This window comes from Rhodoplanes sp. (assembly GCF_013377085.1).
GTDB lineage: Bacteria > Pseudomonadota > Alphaproteobacteria > Rhizobiales > Xanthobacteraceae > Rhodoplanes.
Window position 1 is genome coordinate 1 of record NZ_JACAAX010000056.1, and the last position, 16,858, is coordinate 16,858.

A 16,858-nucleotide genomic window follows, 5' to 3' on the forward strand; every position below is an offset into this window, starting at 1 on the left:
TCGGCGTTTCCACGAACGCCCGACTTTCCTGCGGTTCGACCAGAGTGCGTGGTGGCGGACGCAGTCCGGATCGAACGGGTCTCCACCCTCGGATTCCCTGTTCCGCCGGGAATCTACAGGGAAATTTCGGGAATCGAGCCGCTTCGGAGCCGGATGGTCGGCGAATATCCGCGTTATTTCAAAGGTATGGGAAAATATCCCTGCGCGGACGAACAGGGAAATTCTGCTGGTCGAGCAGTGAAACTACTCATCAGAACAGCGAAGCGTGCCCAACAGTACGACCCGCCACGAGTGAAACTCGACGTCTGGGGGCAGACCAAAGAGCTCGGCCGCCTATCCGCCCCTGCGGCTGATCTGCGACAGCGACGGCTATTGCCGGGTCAATCCTGCCGGCCTCGTCACCGACGCCGGTATTGGTGCGCTGCTCTCGGTGCCCGGCCAGGACCCGACCAAGAGTAATGTCGTGCTCACCGCCCGCACGGCACGGTCGATGCCGGCGCGGCCGCCAAGGCCGCCGAGACCCCGGCCTCCGACCGCGGCACCGAGCGCCCCTCCGTCATCATCGTCGAAATCCTCGGCTACGGCGGCGGCGAGGACGAAGAGCTGCGGCGGCGCGACGACGAGCGTAGCCGTGAGATCAGAAGCCAGCGGACCTACAACACAAAAAGTGCCCTCCAGATTCTCGGAGTCGGTGTCCTCTCTGATGAGCAATGGCAACAACTGGCCGATTCCGAACGGCAAGGACTCGAGAACCGATAGCGGCGGATCGGCTCGACGGCACCTAACGCGTTCGGCGAATGTCGGATCGTTCGACGCGACCGGAGTTCAGGGGCCCCCACGCAATTGATCCGCCTCGCGATTGTGACATGGATTTGTAACAATGGCTGCCTAGGGTCGATACTGGTGCTCACAGCAGGTGATCGAGGGCTGGTGGATGGCGGCCGTGCTGCGTCGGGCGCGTTCGTCGTTTCGGCGGGCGTACAGAGCAATATGGCTGGGTGCCATCGTGATCGCCTCTGCACAGGTCGTTGTTGCGGCCGAGCGGCGCATCGACTTCGACATTCCGGCGCAACCGCTTGAGCGGGCGCTGAGTGCCTTCGGGGCCACGAGTGGTCTTCAGATCTTCTTCGAGGCGGTGGTGGCGTCGGGCCGCTGGTCGAGGCCTGTCAAGGGGTCCTACGACCGCGAAACGGCGCTCCGGGTCTTGTTGGAGGGATCGGACCTGACCGCGCAGGTCATCGCCGCCGATACGATCACGATCACACCGCCGCCGGAGGCGGCGGAAAGCCTCCATCGGATGAAGCGTGCCGCGGTCGCCTCCTACGGCGCGATACAGGCCGACCTGATGAAGGCGCTGTGCCGCGATCCGGAGACCCGGCCCGGAGCCTACCGCGTCGCCCTGCAATACTGGATCGACGACACGGGACGAGTCTCCCGGCTGAGGATGATCGGGTCGTCGGGCAACGTCGAACGTGACGCGGCGATCGTCCGGGCGATCCGCACGATCGTGTTTCCGGTTCGGACACGCAGTGTCCCTCAACCCGTCACCTTGGCAATCGAGCCGACCGGACCGGACGAATTCGCCGGATGCGTCGAGGACGGCCTCCGCGCTGCGTCGCGGGTGCGATGATGTCCGACACCGTCTGGACATCGCTGCGACAGATGATCGTTCTGCGTTATGACACGATAAGGGCACGTCTGACGCGCTCTCTCGGATCCCGCGAGCTCGCCGAGGAGGTGTTGCAGGAGACCTATCTTCGTCTCCAACGCTCCGACGCCGCCGGCGTGGTGCGGCAGCCGGAATCCTACATCTTCAGGGTTGCGCTGAATCTCGCGACGGACCAGCGGCGCGAGGAGCGCCGTCGTGCGTCCCGGGCCGAAGTCTTGGCGACGCTGCGGCACCAGGACGGACCGCCGGACCTCTCCCGGGAGATGGAAGCTCGCTCCGACGTCGAGGCACTCAAGACCGTCCTGGCGCAGATGCCGTCCCGCCGCCGCGCGATCCTGATCGCTGCTCGGGTCGACGGGATGAGCCACGAGGCGATCGCGAAGCGATTCAACATCTCGAGAACGATGGTTCAGAAGGAATTGCGCCAGGCGGTCCGACACTGTGCGGAACGGCTGCGAAAAAACGACGAACCGCGGTGAGCTGTCGGGCACGATGAAACGTCTAACAGAGAGGCGAACCAGCGCGACAGCCCGGCCATGATGCAACCGCAAGCGATGATCCTGGAAGACGAGGCGCTGGATCGACTGATACGGGCGACCTCCGGGGATTCGACCGTTGAGGACCTGCGAGAGCTGGAGTCGTGGCGGGCCCGCAGTGCGGCGCATGCCGACGCGTATCGTCGTGCGTTGGCCGTCTGGGAGGCGCTTGGAACCGCCGCCCGCGAATGTGCGACGGTGCGAGACCGGGTGCCGAGCGCCGTCGGCGTGCATGCGGGCGGCGTCGTGATCAGCCGCCGGGCGATGCTGGCCGGCGGCGCGATGGCGGCCGCCGCCGCGACGGCCGCTGTCGTGGTGTCCCGGCCACCGCTCGGACTGTGGCCGTCCCTGTCCGATCTGCTGGCCGACTATCACACCGCGCCCGGGGAGCGACGCCGGGTTGCGTTGACCAGCGACGTCTCGTTAGAGATGAATACCCGAACCAGCATCGTCCGCCGTGCCATCGACGGCGACGGGCCGCGCATCGAGCTGCTGTCCGGCGAGGCCGCCGTCCGGTCGGAAGCGGATTCGTCGAGGCCCCTGACCGTGATCGCCGCCGACGGCCGCGTGGTTGCCGCGGCCGCTCAGTTCAATCTGCGCCACGATGCGGGGGAGGTCCGCGTTACCTGTGTCGCGGGTTCGGTGCAGGTCGCGTGCCGTGGTGGCGCGGTCACGCTTCGGGCCGATGAGGAGGTCGTCTACACGGCGACGCGCATCAGCACGGTCGGCGCCGTCGACCCGGCGGCGATCACGGCGTGGCAGCGCGGGTATCTGATCTTCCGGGACGAGCCGCTGGTGAGGGTGGTCGACGAGATCAACCGGTACCGGCGCGGTCGGATCGTCCTGCTCAACGACGATCTCGGACGTCGCCGCGTCACCGCCCGGATCGAGCTGGCGCGGATCGAGGAGGTGATCTCCTATATTCGCAGCGTTCTCGGCGCCGAGGTGCGGATGCTGCCGGGCGGCCTCATGCTGCTGACGTAGGATCCCCTCCGCGAAAGAATTTCAGTGTGATGGTTAGCTGATTGCTGCCGGCCTTCGTCTCAAGAGCGGGATGGGGCGCGGCCTGCTTTGCCGGGCCGCAACTCCCGATCGTGTCCGGTGCCGGCGCTCGTCGACCCCGGATTCCGGCCGTTCGAGGAGGTCACGTCGCGTGCCGCTCCTCTTCCGAGAAGGTTCGTGATGTCCGTCGCTGTCGCCTCTGTCCTCGATCGTGCCGCCGAGACGCGGCGTCTTGCCGGCGATCCGGCGCGCAGAGCGATGCCGCGCCGGGCCGGCGCGACGGCCCACGCCGCCCTGCTCGCTGGCGTCAGCACGCTCGCCCTCCTGATCGCGGCGATACCGGCCGGCGCGGGCGGATTGCGGGATCAGCGGCCGACGTCGCCGGCGGCGGCCTCGGTGGCGGCCGCGACGGCCGCGGCCCAGACGGCTGCGGCGACCGCGTCGCAGGAGATGACGAAGCTCACCGGGACGTTGCGGTCGATACGCGAAGCGCAGGCCGCGGCGCGCGCGGCCGCGCTGGTGCGGGGGACGTCCGTCACGGCGCCCGTGGCGGTGCCGAACGGGCTCGCGACCGGCGGCCTCGTGCCGGATTCCGGCCTCGCCGCCTCCGGCGTCGCCAATCCGGTCAAGACCTGGGTCGGCGCCGCGACCCCGACCCAGATCGTCTCGGGCGACAAGAGCACCGTCACAATCGAACAGACCGCCGCCCAGGCGATTCTCAACTGGACCAGCTTCAACGTCGGGGCGCGCACCACGCTCGTCTTCGACCAGCAGGGCAATGCGAGCTGGGTCGCGCTCAACCGCGTGGCGGCGGGCACCGCGCCGAGCCAGATCCTCGGCAACCTCCAGGCCGACGGCCAAGTCTATGTGATCAACCAGAACGGCATCGTCTTCGGCGGATCGAGCCAGGTGAATGTCGGCAGCCTGATCGCCTCCACCGCGTCCATCACGAACAGCCAGTTCCTGACCAAAGGCATCTATTCGACGCAGAGCGGCTCGACTTATCTGCCGAGCTTCACCGGCGCGGGCGGCAAGATCGTCGTCGAGCAGGGCGCGACGATCACCACCGCCGCCCCGGCCTCGGTGACCTCCGCCGGCGGCTTCGTGCTCCTGATGGGCACGGAGGTCGACAATTTCGGCTCGATCACCACGCCGAAGGGCCAGGCGCAGCTCGCGGCCGGCGACGACTTCATCCTGCGCAAGGGCTACGGCACCGACGTCAACCAGTTTTCGACCACCCGCGGCAACGAAATCGTGCCCGTCATCCGGGCCGGCAGCACCAGCGGATCGGTCAGGAACAGCGGTCTCGTCTTCGCGCAGCAGGGCGACATCACGCTCGCCGGCCACGCCGTCGTCCAGGATGGCCTGCTGCTGTCGACCACCTCGGTCGACCAGCGCGGCACCGTCCACCTGCTCAACGCGGCGAGCGACACCAACGGCAGCGTGACGCTGACCGGCAATGCGGTCACGGCCGTGCTGCCGGAACTCGATTCGACCGCCACGGCGCTCGATTCCCAGCGCAACACGTTGATCGCCGCCTCCGGGGTCAACACGCTGGCGATCGGCCAGTTCGACAACCTGTCGGTGCTCGCCGATCGGCTCGACCTGTCGCGCATCGAGATCGTCACCGGCGGCCTGGTCGACTTCCAGAGCGGCTCGCTCACCTCGGCTCCGGGCGGGCAGGTCGCGGTCGGCGCCGCACAGCGGGTTTTCGCCGCGAGCGGCGCGACCATCGACGTCTCCGGGACCACCGGCACGACGCTGGCGATGTCGGCGAACACGATCAAGGTGAACGTCCAGGGCAACGAGCTGCGCGATTCCTCGGCGAGCCGCGACAATGGCGGCCTCGTCAATTCCAACGTGTGGATCGACATCCGCGACCTCGTGCTGGTCGCCGCCGGCACCGGCGGCTACGCCACCGACCGCTACTACACGGCCGACGGCCTGCTCGAAGTGTCCGGCTATCTCGGAAATATCGGCCACACCATCGGCGAGCGGATGGCGGTCGGCGGCACCATCACGCTGGCGGCGCCGCAGGTGGTGGCGCAGCAGGGCTCGACCTTCGACATCTCGGGCGGCTCCGTCGGCTACGCCGGCGGCTGGATCACCACCACGCGCGTCCTGGGCAGCGACGGCCGAACTTACGACATCGGCAGCGTGCCCTCCAACGTGACGGTCGTCGGCCTCGGCTCGGACAGATCGCGCACCCATGCCCGCTGGAGCGTCACCGAGACGTGGTCGAACCGACTGTGGCCCGGCGCGACGCGGACCCGCTACGAACCGGGCTACACGGTCGGCCGCGACGCCGGCCGGCTCGTCCTGTCCACGCCGACCGCGGTGTTCGAAGGCGACATCGTCGCCGACGTCACCACGGGCGAGCGCCAGACCGCGGCCCGCCCGTCCGGCGTCACCGACGGCTATAAGCTCACCCAAAAGACCGTCGCCCAGGCCGGCACCCTGGCGATCGGGCAATACTCCGGCTACGGCCGCGTCGGAGCCTATGGGTCCGAGGTGAAGATCGGGGCCGTGGACGACGTCACGGCGGGCATGAAGGCCGGCGACGTCCTCGCCCGCGCCGCCAATACGATCTGGCTCGACGCCGGGCGCCTGAACGGCCAGGGCCTCGGCGGCCTGTCCATCGCCACCAAGGGAACCATCGCGGTCAATCATGTTGTGACCCTGGCCGACGGCGGTGCCGTCGAGTTCATCGCCCCGGTCGTCGACATCAATGCCGACATCACGGCGCGAAGCGGCAGCATCACGGCCACCAACGTCTTCGTCCCCGCCGATGCCCTCACCAGCACTCTCGCGTTCCTGAAGGACGGCGGATCGACCATGACGCTCGGTGAGGGCGTCACGCTCGACGTGCGCGGTCGGTGGGTCAACCTGCTCGGCAATGCCGGTGATGCCGGCAAACTGGGTCTGATCGACGGCGGCAGCGTCCGGCTCGATTCCACCCATGACGTGGTGGTGGCCAAGGGTAGCCGGATCGACGTCTCCTCGGGCGCTGCACAGTTGGCCGTCGGGAAAACCAAGGGCGGCAAGGGCGGCAACGTCACCCTGATCGCCGATCACGAGGTGGTGAACGTCACCGCCAACGGCCTGCTGACCCTCGACGGCACCATCGCCGGATACGGGGTCTCGGGCGGCGGCACGCTGAAGATCGCCTCGGGCACGGCGATCACGATCGGCGGCAAGCTCACCGAGACCGACGGCGTGCTGAAGAAAGGCGAAACGGCGCTCGCCGGGGTGGTCCTGGCCGAGGATTACGCGGTCAGGAAAGGCGACGTGCTGCCGGTCGACTACAGCTACACGACCAAATTGGCGTTGCCCGGCGAGGCGATCGGGCCGGCCGGGGTGAAGGAGAATGTAAATTTCACTCCGGCTCGGGATTGGACACCGCCGGCCGCGCCGAAATCGTCGGGTGGACGCAACCAATATATAATTTATATGAATGGCAGCATTTATTACGTCGACGAAAATGCTGTGGTGACGGCTCGGTCGGACGGAGCAAAGATACCCTTCATCCCTGCCGGTTCGAAGATCCAGATCTGGCGTGCCCAGTATTTTCCGACCTACTATGTCGTTCCCGGCGATGTCTTTCCCGACGGCATGCCGATCCCCGAGCAGCAGAGAACGATCAAGGCGGGCAACCCGTCGCCGGTCGACTTCGCAGTGAAGAGCGGGTCGGTGCTGTCGGCCGGCACCGGCCTCGGCCGGGACGTCGCGGTTCTGCCGACGACGGCGCTGTCCGCCGATCTCTTCCAGACGGGCTTTTCGAATTACGACGTGACCGGCCGGACCGGCGTGGTCGTCACCACCGGAACCCGGCTGGACGTGGTCATGCCGGTCTATCGGGTGACTGCCGCATCGGCCTCGATCGCCACCGGCGCCGACCCGGCGGCGGCGTTCGATCTGTGGACACCGCCGCTCGATCTGGAGAACCCGGCCAAGGGCGTGCTCACGCGGCGCAGCGGCGCCGATCTGACGCTGCGCGCCGTCACCACGGATGGCTCCAGTGGCAACAGCGGAGCCAGCGGGCCGGTGGTCATCGATGCGAATGCGGCGATCACGGTCGATCCCGGCCGGTCGCTGACACTCCTCGGCAGGGACATCACGGTCGACGGACGCCTCAGCGCCCGCGGCGGCACGATCACGCTCGATCGGGCGTTCACCGCCCTCGATACGGCCAGGGACATCGGCAGTTCCGATCCGAGCGTGATCTGGATCGGCGAACACGGCGTGCTCGACGTCTCCGGTCTGGCGGCGACCGCCGTCGACGCCCGCGGCCGGCGCTACGGCACGGTGACGGACGGCGGCACCATCCGCATCGGCGGCGGTCTCGACTGGGAGGACAAGGGCATCGCCTCTGCGCCCGACGCCTTCGTGGTGATCCGGCCGGGCGCGCTGCTCGATGCCTCCGGGGCGAGCGCCGTGCTCGACATTCCGGCGAGCGGCCTCGGCGCGACATCCTTCCGGGCGACGTCGACGCCGCTGACGGTCGCCAGCGACGGCGGCTCGATCGTCGTCAAGTCGAACAACGGCCTCTATCTCGACGGCACTCTCAGGGCGGCGGCCGGCGGCGTCGGCGCGGCCGGCGGCACGCTGGCCGTGGCGCTGGAGGCGGCCAACTACCCGGCGGAATCCACGATCGGCGACGTGCTGCGCCATCGCGAACTGGTGTTGGCGCAGGTGCAGGGCGACAGCCTCCTGCCGCAGGGCGTGACGGCGGCGACGGTCGCGGGCCGGCTCGCGACCGGAACGGCGCGGCTCGGCGTCGACCATATCGCGGCCGGCGGCTTCGACACGCTGTCGCTGCTGGTCGACGGCGTGCTCTCCTTCGACGGCAACGTGTCGCTCGCCATGCGCCAGAGCCTGCGCCTCTATGCCGGCACCTATGCCCATGGTGCCGACACCGCCGCGGGCGCCACCGTTTCGCTGGCCGCCCCCCATGTCCTTCTGGCCGGCGTCACGCGCGTCGTGCGCGATCACTACAAGCTTCCCCGCGTCGGATGGGCCGACGGCCCGTCGCAGCAGGCGAGCGACGGAGTGTTCCGGGTCACCGCCGATCTGATCGACATCCGCGACCGGGTCGGGTTCGGCGCCAGTGGCAGCGACGCCTTTACGGGTGCGACGATCGACCGGCGCGGCTTCGCGCTGGTCGATCTCGTGAGCCGCGGCGACATCCGCCTGCTCGGCGGCACCCCCGGCCAGAGCCTTTCGGGGGGAACCACGACCGAACTGGCGGCGCCCGGCGACATCGTGCTGACCGCGCAGCAGATCTATCCGGCGACGGACGCCATTGCCCGGATCTACGCCGGCTATGCCAAAAACGCCTACGGTGAGGTTTTCGCCCCCGGCAGCTCGCTCACCATACGGCGTTACGGTTCGGGCGACGTGCCCATGCCCTATTCGGCCTTCGGCCAGCTCTCCCTGCTCGCCGAGACCATCGACCAGGGCGGCATCGTGCGGGCACCGTTCGGGAGCCTGACCCTCGGCTCGCTCGGTGGCGCGAGCAGGACCGAAGCGGTCAATTTGCTCGCCGGCAGCATCACCTCGGTCAGCGGCGCCGGCCTCACCATGCCCTATGGCGGCACCACCGATGGGACCACCTACAACTGGAACGGAAGCGCGGTCAGCCTGTCCAGCGGCAAATCGATCCTGCTGAACACCGCCCATCTGGACATCGGGAGCGGCGCCATCGTCGACCTGTCGGGCGGCGGCGAGTTGACCGGCGCCGGCTTCGTCAGCGGCCGCGGCGGTTCGGTCGACGTCCTCAAGACGCCGCTGGCCGGCGCCAGCCCCGGCTACGCGTTCAGCAGCGCGGGCAATGCCGTCTACGCCATCGTGCCGTCGAGCACCGCCACCTACGCGCCGGTCGCCGCCGAAGCCGGCTACGGCACCCCGCTGATCGGCCGGCAGATCACGATTCCGGCCGGCGTCCCGGGCCTGCCCGCCGGCACCTACACGCTGATGCCGTCGACCTATGCGCTGTTGCCCGGCGCCTACCGGGTCGAAATCGGCGCCGGCGACCAGACCGCACTCGCCGGTGCCACCGCAGTCGGCAACGGCTCGTGGCTCGTCGCCGGCACGCTCGGCATCGTCGGCACCGGCATCCGCGACGCGCTGCCGAGCCGGGTGCTCGTCACCTCGGCCGCCGCGGTTCGCGCCCATTCGTCCTACAACGAGACGGACTACAAGGCCTTCGTCCTGGCCGATGCGGTGCGGCTCGGGGTGCCGCGCGCGATGACGACCCTGGATTCCGGGTCTCTGGTCATCACTCTGGCCGCGAGCGCGGCGGGGGATGTGCGCCCGGCGCTGACGATCGACGGTGCCGTCCGGCTGACTGCCGAGACCGGCAGCACCGGCTATGCGGGCAGCGTCTCGATCGGCGGCGTCTCCGAAGTGCTGGCGTCGGGCCAGTCGGCGACGCCGGGAATGCCCGGCGCTTCGGTCGACGCCGATGCGCTCAGTGCGTTGAATGCGCCCCGCCTGCTGCTCAACGCGTCGATCGTCTCCGTCTATGGTCAAACCGGGCGCTTCGTCACCATCACGGGAACCGGCGACCTCGTCGTGCGCAGCGGCGCCACCATCGCGGCCGGCGAGGTGATCCTCGGCAGCAGCCGCCGCGATGCCGTGGGCGCGTATGCCGACGGCCGGATCACCATCGAGGAAGGCGCGTCGATCATCGCCAGGAGCACGGGCGCCAGGGCTTTCGATTCCAGCGACGGCTACGTGTTCGTTGCCGAAGGTGCATTGGTGGTGTCGAGCGGCTGGATCAACCTCGTCCTCGCCGCGCAGCCCTCCTACACCGACACCGGCGTCAACATCGACATCGGCGCCTGCATCACCGCCGCCTGCGGACGGACGACGACACTGGTGTCGGACGGCACCATCGCCATCGCCACCAACCGGGCGCTGACCATCGCCGACAACGTCGCCTACGGCACCAGGAACCTGGTGCTCGGCGTCTCGGCAGTCGATCTCGGCGAGAACGCGAGCATCGCGGCGGCGGCGGCCGCCGGCCGGCTCCCCGCCGGCCTGGTGCTCAACCAGACGCGGCTGGCGCAGCTTCTCGCCGGCAACACCGCCACCGGCGCGCCGGCGCTCGAGACGCTGGTGCTCAACGCGCACGATGCGGTCAACGTCTTCGGCACGGTCGAGCTCGATGCCTCCTCGCTTGCCCGGCTCGTGCTCGGAACGCCGGCGATTTACGGCTACGGCGCGGCCGGCGACGTCGCCACCATCCGGGCCGGCGAGTTCGTCTGGACCGGCGCCGCCGGCACGCCCGGCGCGCCGATCGCCTCGGCGCTCGGCAGCGGCGTGCTCGACATCAAGGCCGCGTCGATCCTGTTCGGCTACGGCCCCAACACCATGCCGTCGAGCACGGCGGTCGACGATCGGCTGGCGCTCGGCTTCTCGACCGTCCGACTCGACGCCAGCGAGCAGATTGCTGCCGGCGGCAAGAGCACGCTGTCGGTCTATCAGAGCCGCGGCGACTACGTCGCCAGCACAGGCTGGACTTACAGTGGCGGCAACCTCGCCGTCACGGCGCCGCTCGTCACCGGCAAGGCCGGATCGAAGTTCACGGTCTCGGCCGGCGGCGACGTGACGATCGCGGCACCGGTCGGTGCCGCGACTAACCTCACCAGCGACGCGCTCGGCGCGACGCTCGCCATCGCGGGGCAGAGTATCTCGGTGGACACCGCCGTGGTGCTGCCCTCGGGCCGGCTGACCCTGAGCGCCGCCGGGACCGTGACGCTCGGCGGGCGGGCGCGCATCGATCTGGCGGGCCGGAAAGTCGCTCTCTACGACGTCGAGAAGTACAGTTGGGGCGGCGATCTCGTGCTGACCAGCAGCGCCGGAGACATCACCCAAGCGGCGGGCTCCTCGATCGATCTCTCCGCCCTCCACAACCGCGGCGGCACGCTGACCGCCACGGCGCTGGGCGCCGGCGGCGGACATGTCGACCTCGCGGGCGCGATCCGGGGCGGCGCCACCGGCTCTTACGACGCCGGCGGTACGGTTGTGCCCTTCGACGGCGCCGAGGTGACGATCCGGGCGCAGACGCTGACGGATTTCGCCGGCCTCAACGCGCGGCTCAACCTCGGCGAGGTGTTCGGCGCGCGCCGGTTCCAGATCAAGCAGGGCGACCTGATCGTCGGCGACGAGGTCAAGGCCCGCACCGTCGAGATCGCGATGGACGGCGGCGGCCTGACCGTCGCCGGCAGGATCGACGCCAGCGGGTTCCAGGTCGGCACGATCCGGCTGGCCGCGAAGGGCGACCTCACCGTCGCCGGCACGCTCGACGCCCATGGCACCGGGCTGCGTCTGGACAGCTACGGCAAGATCATCGACAGCTCCAACCGCGCCATCGTCGCGCTGACGACCGTGGCGGGTCGGCTGACGTTGTCGGCCGGCAGCGTGATCGACCTGCGGGCCGGCTCCGAGTCGGCGCGCGCCGACGGCACGGCGCGCGGCACGCTGGACCTGATGGCCCCCCGCGTCGGCGGCAACGATGTGGCGGTCGACGTGCTCGGCAGGGTGGACGTGCGCGGTGCCAAGACCATTGCCGTCTACGGCTTCCGCACCTACGACGACGCCCCGCTGGCGGCGCTACCCGACGTGTCGGGCAGCCGGCCGCAACTGATCACCCAGGGCTACCTCGACGCGATCGACGGCGACAGCGTGGCGTTCATCGACGCCGCGCTCGCCAATGCGGCATTGAGCGCGCGGCTGGCGGGCCTCGGCGCCTATCATCTGCGCCCCGGCGTCGAGATCGTCAGCAATGCAGTCACCAATCCCAGCGGCAATCTGAGCGTGTCGGGCGATCTCGATCTGTCCGGCTATCGCTACGGTCCGGGCGCCGACCGCGGCAATGCGGCGCTGCGCGGCTTCGGCGAGCCGGGGATGCTGGTGATCCGCGCGGCCGGCAATCTCGACATCAACGGCAGCATCAACGACGGTTTCGCGCCGCCGGCGGCGACGCCCGACGACAGCGGCTGGGTGCTGACCGAGGCCCGCAGCGACTATTACCCGAACGGCTATACGCCGTTCGGCGGCGACATCGTGGTGCCGATCGACGGCGTGGTGCTCGACGTCGGCACCACGTTCCAGGCCGGCGTGACCCTCAACTATGCCGTGCCGGTCGCCGCCATGACCCTGCCGGCCGGCACGGTGCTGCCGGTGGACGTGGTGCTGACCGGCCCGATGAGCCTGTCGGCCGGGACGGTCGTAGCGGCGACCATCACCAATGCCGACGGCAGCGTCGCGTATCGGGCCGGAACCGTGCTGACCTCGTCCGTCACGCTCGGTGCCGGCATGACGCTCGGCGCCGGGACGCCGCTCGGCACGGCGACGGCGGTGGCGGCGCTCACCTGGCCGAAGGGCGTGAAACTGCCGGTGCAGATGATCACGACCGCGCAGGTCGCGCTGGCGCGCGGCTCGCTGATCCCGTCGATGACCAAGGTGGAGTTGCCCGACGACAAGCCGATCGATCTTCGTCCCGCCAGCGCCGGCTTCCAGGGCCGGAACTGGGCCGTGGCGCCGATGCTGGGCGAAGGCGCGACCTCCTGGAGCCTGACCCTGGTCGCCGGCGCCGACGTCGCCGCCGCCGACCGGCGCGCGACCAATCCCGCGTCGAAAGGCACGATCCGCCTGGCGGATACGCATTACTCGGTGAAGAACATCTACGAGCAACTGCCCGGCGGCGTGTGGTATTGGACAGCCGACAACTATTACGGCGGAACGCCCGGCACACCGGTCGACGATTGGGCGCTCCAGCCCGGCGCCAATGTCTGCGAGCAGGACGCGAGCCAGTGCGTGCGGGTGTCCTGGCTCTGGTCGGCCGACAATTATTACGGCGGAACGCCCGGCGCGCCGGTCGATGCTTGGGCGCTCGACCCAGCCTTCAATGTCTGCACATCCGATCCGACTCAGTGCGTCCATATCGGCGGACCGGGCGGGCAGGGGCCCCTGATCGCCGTCGACACGGTCGCGCCGATGTTCAGCGTGATCCGCACCGGAACCGGCGACCTGTCGCTGGTCGCCGCCGGCGACATCCGGATGGACTCGCTCTACGGCGTCTACACGGCCGGCACCGCGACGAGTACCGCGGCGGCCTACAATCTGGCGCGGGGAACCTTGTCGGACGGCAGCGTTCTGGGTGCCTCCTCGGCTGATTATGCGAGCGTGCTGGCGAGCTATCGGGCCTGGTATCCCGACCACGGCGGCAATGTGCTGATCGCGGCGGGCGGCAATCTGGTCGGCGACATCGTCGACGCCGCCAGTGGCTACGCCAACACCTCGTCGGCGATCGCCGGAAACTGGCTGTGGCGCCAAGGCTCCGGCAGCGCGGCCGTCGACGCGACGATCGCGGCCGCCTGGTGGATCAATTTCGGAACCTATGCGCGCCTCGACACCGGCTCGGGGACGATCAGCTCGCCGGTGGTGGTCGGCTTCACCGGCATCGGCGCGCTCGGCGGCGGCAACGTGACCATCCGGGTCGGCGGCGATGCGGGCAAGATCGATACGAGAGGCTCCGAGGATCAGCAACCCCACGATACGAGCCGGAGTCAGGGCCTGGTCGTCGCCGTCGGCTCGACCGGCCGCGTCGGCAGCAACGGATCGCTCGCCCTGACCGGCGGCGGCGACATCGACATCCGCGTCGCCGGTGCGCTCAATCCCCTCGGTGAAACCAACGAGGTCGCATCCGACACCGCGCTCAGCGGCAGCGTCATCAATTTGCGCGGAACGACGCAGCTCGCGGCCGCGTCGATCGGCGAAATCCGGACGATCTATCGGGGATCAAACGGCGTCGGCGACACGGTCGATCCGCGCGGTGCCGATCCGTTCGAGGCGTCCAGGGCGGCGTCGTTGTCCGGGCTGGTGCTGGTGCCCGGCGACTCCGCTTTCTATCTGCAGACGCAGGGCGACATGGTCGTCGCCGGGGCCGGCGACGCGACGCGCAGCTACCAGCTCAACGGCTCCGTCTTCTCGGCCAATGGCTCCGGCTACACCGGTGGCGGTAGGAGCTGGTTCACGCTGTGGACCGATCATACCACGATCGATCTCACCTCGGCCGGCGGCAACATGGCGCCGAGCAAGGCCGGTTCGGTCGTCATCGACAACCGCAGCGCCGACCTTGCCGACACCTGGCCGTCGATCCTGCGGGTCGCGGCGCTCGGCGGCAGCATCTATTACGGCGCCTCCGCCGGGCTGACGACCAGCGGATTCACCTCGGACATCCTGGCGCCGTCGGACGCGAGCGAGCTGTCGATCCTCGCCGCCGGCTCGATCTATGGCGGCAAGTGGATCAACGTCGATCCCTATGTGTCGCGGCACACGCTCGTTTTGTCGGCGACGGGCACGCGGCTGCCGACGCCGTTCGATCCGGCCTTCGTCGGCCGTCCCGGCGGAGGCACCGCCGTCGTCTCCAACCTGTCGGCGGATGGCGACGGGGTGGTGGGCGATCCGGACACCACCGGCAAGTCGCCCTGGGGGGACGGCGCCCTGTTCGCCTTCGGTCCCGATACGGCGGCGACCGCTTCGGCACGAAACCCCGACGCCGAGCCGATCCGCATCTATGCGGTCAGTGGCGACATCGTCGGCCTCGGAACCGGCAATATGCGGTCCTTCGGCAGCTATACCGACCGCAGCGTGCCCACCTGGTACATGGCCGGCGCAGCGCTGCGGATGCGGGCTGGCCGCGACATCGTCGCCAGCGGGACGCTGACGAACCCCGATCTGATCGTCCACAGCAACGAGACCGACGTCTCGGTCGTATCGGCGGGGCGTGACATCCTCTACTCGAACGTCAACGTCGCCGGCCCCGGCGTGCTGGAGGTGTCGGCGGGGCGCAACATTCTCCAGGAGGACAAGGGGTCTATCACCTCGATCGGTCCGGTCGCCATCGGCGACACGCGGTCCGGCGCCTCCATCGCCATGCTGGCGGGCGTCGGGACCGACGGGCCGGACTACGCTGCCCTGCGCGCCCGCTATCTCGATCCCGCCAACCTGCTGCCCGCGGGGACGCCGCTCGTCGGCAGCGGCAAGGTCGCCAAGACCTACGAAGCCGAGCTGATCGGCTGGCTGAAGGCCCGCTACGGTGTCACGGTGGCCACGGTCGAGGAGGCGCTGGCCATTTTCGACGCGCTGGCGCCCGAGCAGCAGCACGTCTTCCTGCGTGGCGTCTACTATGCCGAGCTGACGGCCGGCGGCCGAGAATACAACGATCCCACCAGCCGCCGTTTCGGATCCTACGCGCGCGGCCGCGAAGCCATCGCCACCTTGTTCCCGCAAGACGGCGCCGCGAGGCGCACCGGCAGCATCGTGATGTATGGCGGCTCCGGCGTGCGCACCAATTTCGGCGGCGACATCCAGATGCTGGTGCCGGGGGGGCAGATCGTGATCGGCGTCGAAGGGGTGTCGCCCCCCTCCACGGCGGGCCTCATCACCCAGGGGCAGGGCGACATCCAGCTTTATTCGAAGGGCAGCATCCTGCTCGGTCTGTCGCGCCTCATGACCACGTTCGGCGGCGACATCCTGGCCTGGTCGGCGGAGGGCGACATCAATGCCGGTCGCGGCGCCAAGACCACGGTGATCTACTCCCCGCCCAAGCGGACCTACGACAATTACGGCAACGTGACGTTGGCCCCGACGGTGCCGTCCTCGGGCGCCGGCATCGCCACGCTGGCGCCGATTCCCGAGGTCAAGGCGGGCGACGTCGACCTGATCGCGCCGCTCGGCACCATCGACGCCGGCGAAGCGGGCATCCGCGTGTCGGGCAACGTCAACCTCGCGGCCCTGCAGATCATCAACGCGGCCAACATCCAGGTGCAGGGACGCGCCTCCGGCCTGCCGACCGTTCAGGCGCCCGACATCGGGAGCGCGCTCTCGGCGTCCAGCACCGCGGGTGCCGCCGCGAAAGAGGCCGCCGCACCGACGCAATCCAGCGCCACCGACCGGCCTTCCATCATCATCGTCGAGATCCTCGGCTACGGCGGCTCGCAGGACGGCGAAGAACGCGGTCGCAACCGGGAGCCCGAGCGGAGAAGCGACAACGCTGCGCCCGTCTACGATCCGAGAGGGCCGGTGCGGATCCTCGGTGTCGGCCCCCTGACCGATGACGAGAAACGGACCTTCGCGGCCGACGTGAGGGATGGCTTGTGATTCGGTAATCGGCCGGTCACGCCGCCCGGGCGCGAGGCGTGTATTCAGTGACATAGGGAGCACTTCCCTGCGCGGCCGAACAGGGAAAATTCTGCGACCCAGCAGGGATTTCGGTCGTCGAACAGAGAAAGCCAGTCGACCGACAGTTCGAAAGCTTACCGCTTCGCTGCGTCAGCGGGGCTTCCGAGGCCGGACGGGCTCGGGACACCTCAGCTCGGGCCGTTATCCGGAGGAACGCACCTTCGGTCCCTGTGGCACGTGGTCGCCACAGAACCAGCCGCCGCGGCGAATGGTTCGCCTCATGTTGGCCGATGTCTGGCCCGTTCTCGTTCTGCGCCGCACAGGTACGGTGCCCACAGCACGCGCGATGCGGTCGAGACGAGGCCTGTTGTGCGGCAGGTGCGAGGGGCGATCCAGGCCAATGAGCCCGGAGAAGGACCTCCACCAGGAGGCGGATAGATGGCCCCTTGACAAAGAGAGC

6 protein-coding genes are annotated in these 16,858 nt (G+C 69.1%); 5 read left to right on the forward strand and 1 reads right to left on the reverse strand.

Annotated elements, in window-relative coordinates; translation table 11 throughout:
• A partial coding sequence (locus HXX10_RS26545) for a hypothetical protein (protein WP_296526336.1) occupies nucleotides 1–241 on the forward strand: 241 nt, incomplete at its 5' end.
• Between the two features lie 128 nt (nucleotides 242–369).
• On the opposite strand, the gene HXX10_RS26550 is transcribed toward HXX10_RS26545, so the two are convergent.
• The gene (locus HXX10_RS26550) at nucleotides 370–741 is read right to left on the reverse strand and encodes a hypothetical protein (protein WP_296526337.1); all 372 of its coding nucleotides are present in this window, start codon (nucleotides 739–741) and stop codon (nucleotides 370–372) included.
• 193 nt (nucleotides 742–934) lie between these two features.
• Between HXX10_RS26550 and HXX10_RS26555 the strand changes: the two genes are divergently transcribed.
• The 4 genes from HXX10_RS26555 (at nucleotide 935) to HXX10_RS26570 (ending at nucleotide 16,377) form a co-directional block, all read left to right on the forward strand.
• Nucleotides 935–1,630 carry a secretin and TonB N-terminal domain-containing protein gene (locus tag HXX10_RS26555; protein WP_296526338.1) on the forward strand — a complete coding sequence of 232 codons (696 nt, stop codon included), beginning with the start codon at nucleotides 935–937 and terminating at the stop codon, nucleotides 1,628–1,630.
• Entirely contained in the window at nucleotides 1,630–2,148 is a 519-nt protein-coding gene (locus HXX10_RS26560) for a sigma-70 family RNA polymerase sigma factor (RefSeq protein ID WP_296526339.1), read from the forward strand. The genes HXX10_RS26555 and HXX10_RS26560 overlap by 1 nt, the downstream gene beginning before the upstream one ends.
• A gap of 57 nt (nucleotides 2,149–2,205) precedes the next feature.
• Nucleotides 2,206–3,189, forward strand: coding sequence for a FecR domain-containing protein (locus tag HXX10_RS26565; RefSeq protein ID WP_296526340.1), 984 nt, complete (start codon nucleotides 2,206–2,208; stop codon nucleotides 3,187–3,189).
• 198 nt (nucleotides 3,190–3,387) lie between these two features.
• Nucleotides 3,388–16,377 carry a filamentous haemagglutinin family protein gene (locus HXX10_RS26570; protein ID WP_296526341.1) on the forward strand — a complete coding sequence of 4,330 codons (12,990 nt, stop codon included), beginning with the start codon at nucleotides 3,388–3,390 and terminating at the stop codon, nucleotides 16,375–16,377.
• Nucleotides 16,378–16,858 lie beyond the last annotated feature (481 nt).

Coding starts and splice junctions, on each gene's coding strand:
- HXX10_RS26560 (WP_296526339.1), top strand. CDS start 1,630: ATGTCCGACACCGTCTGGACATCGCTGCGACAGATGATCGTTCTGCGT.
- HXX10_RS26555 (WP_296526338.1), top strand. CDS start 935: ATGGCGGCCGTGCTGCGTCGGGCGCGTTCGTCGTTTCGGCGGGCGTAC.
- HXX10_RS26565 (WP_296526340.1), top strand. CDS start 2,206: ATGATGCAACCGCAAGCGATGATCCTGGAAGACGAGGCGCTGGATCGA.
- HXX10_RS26570 (WP_296526341.1), top strand. CDS start 3,388: ATGTCCGTCGCTGTCGCCTCTGTCCTCGATCGTGCCGCCGAGACGCGG.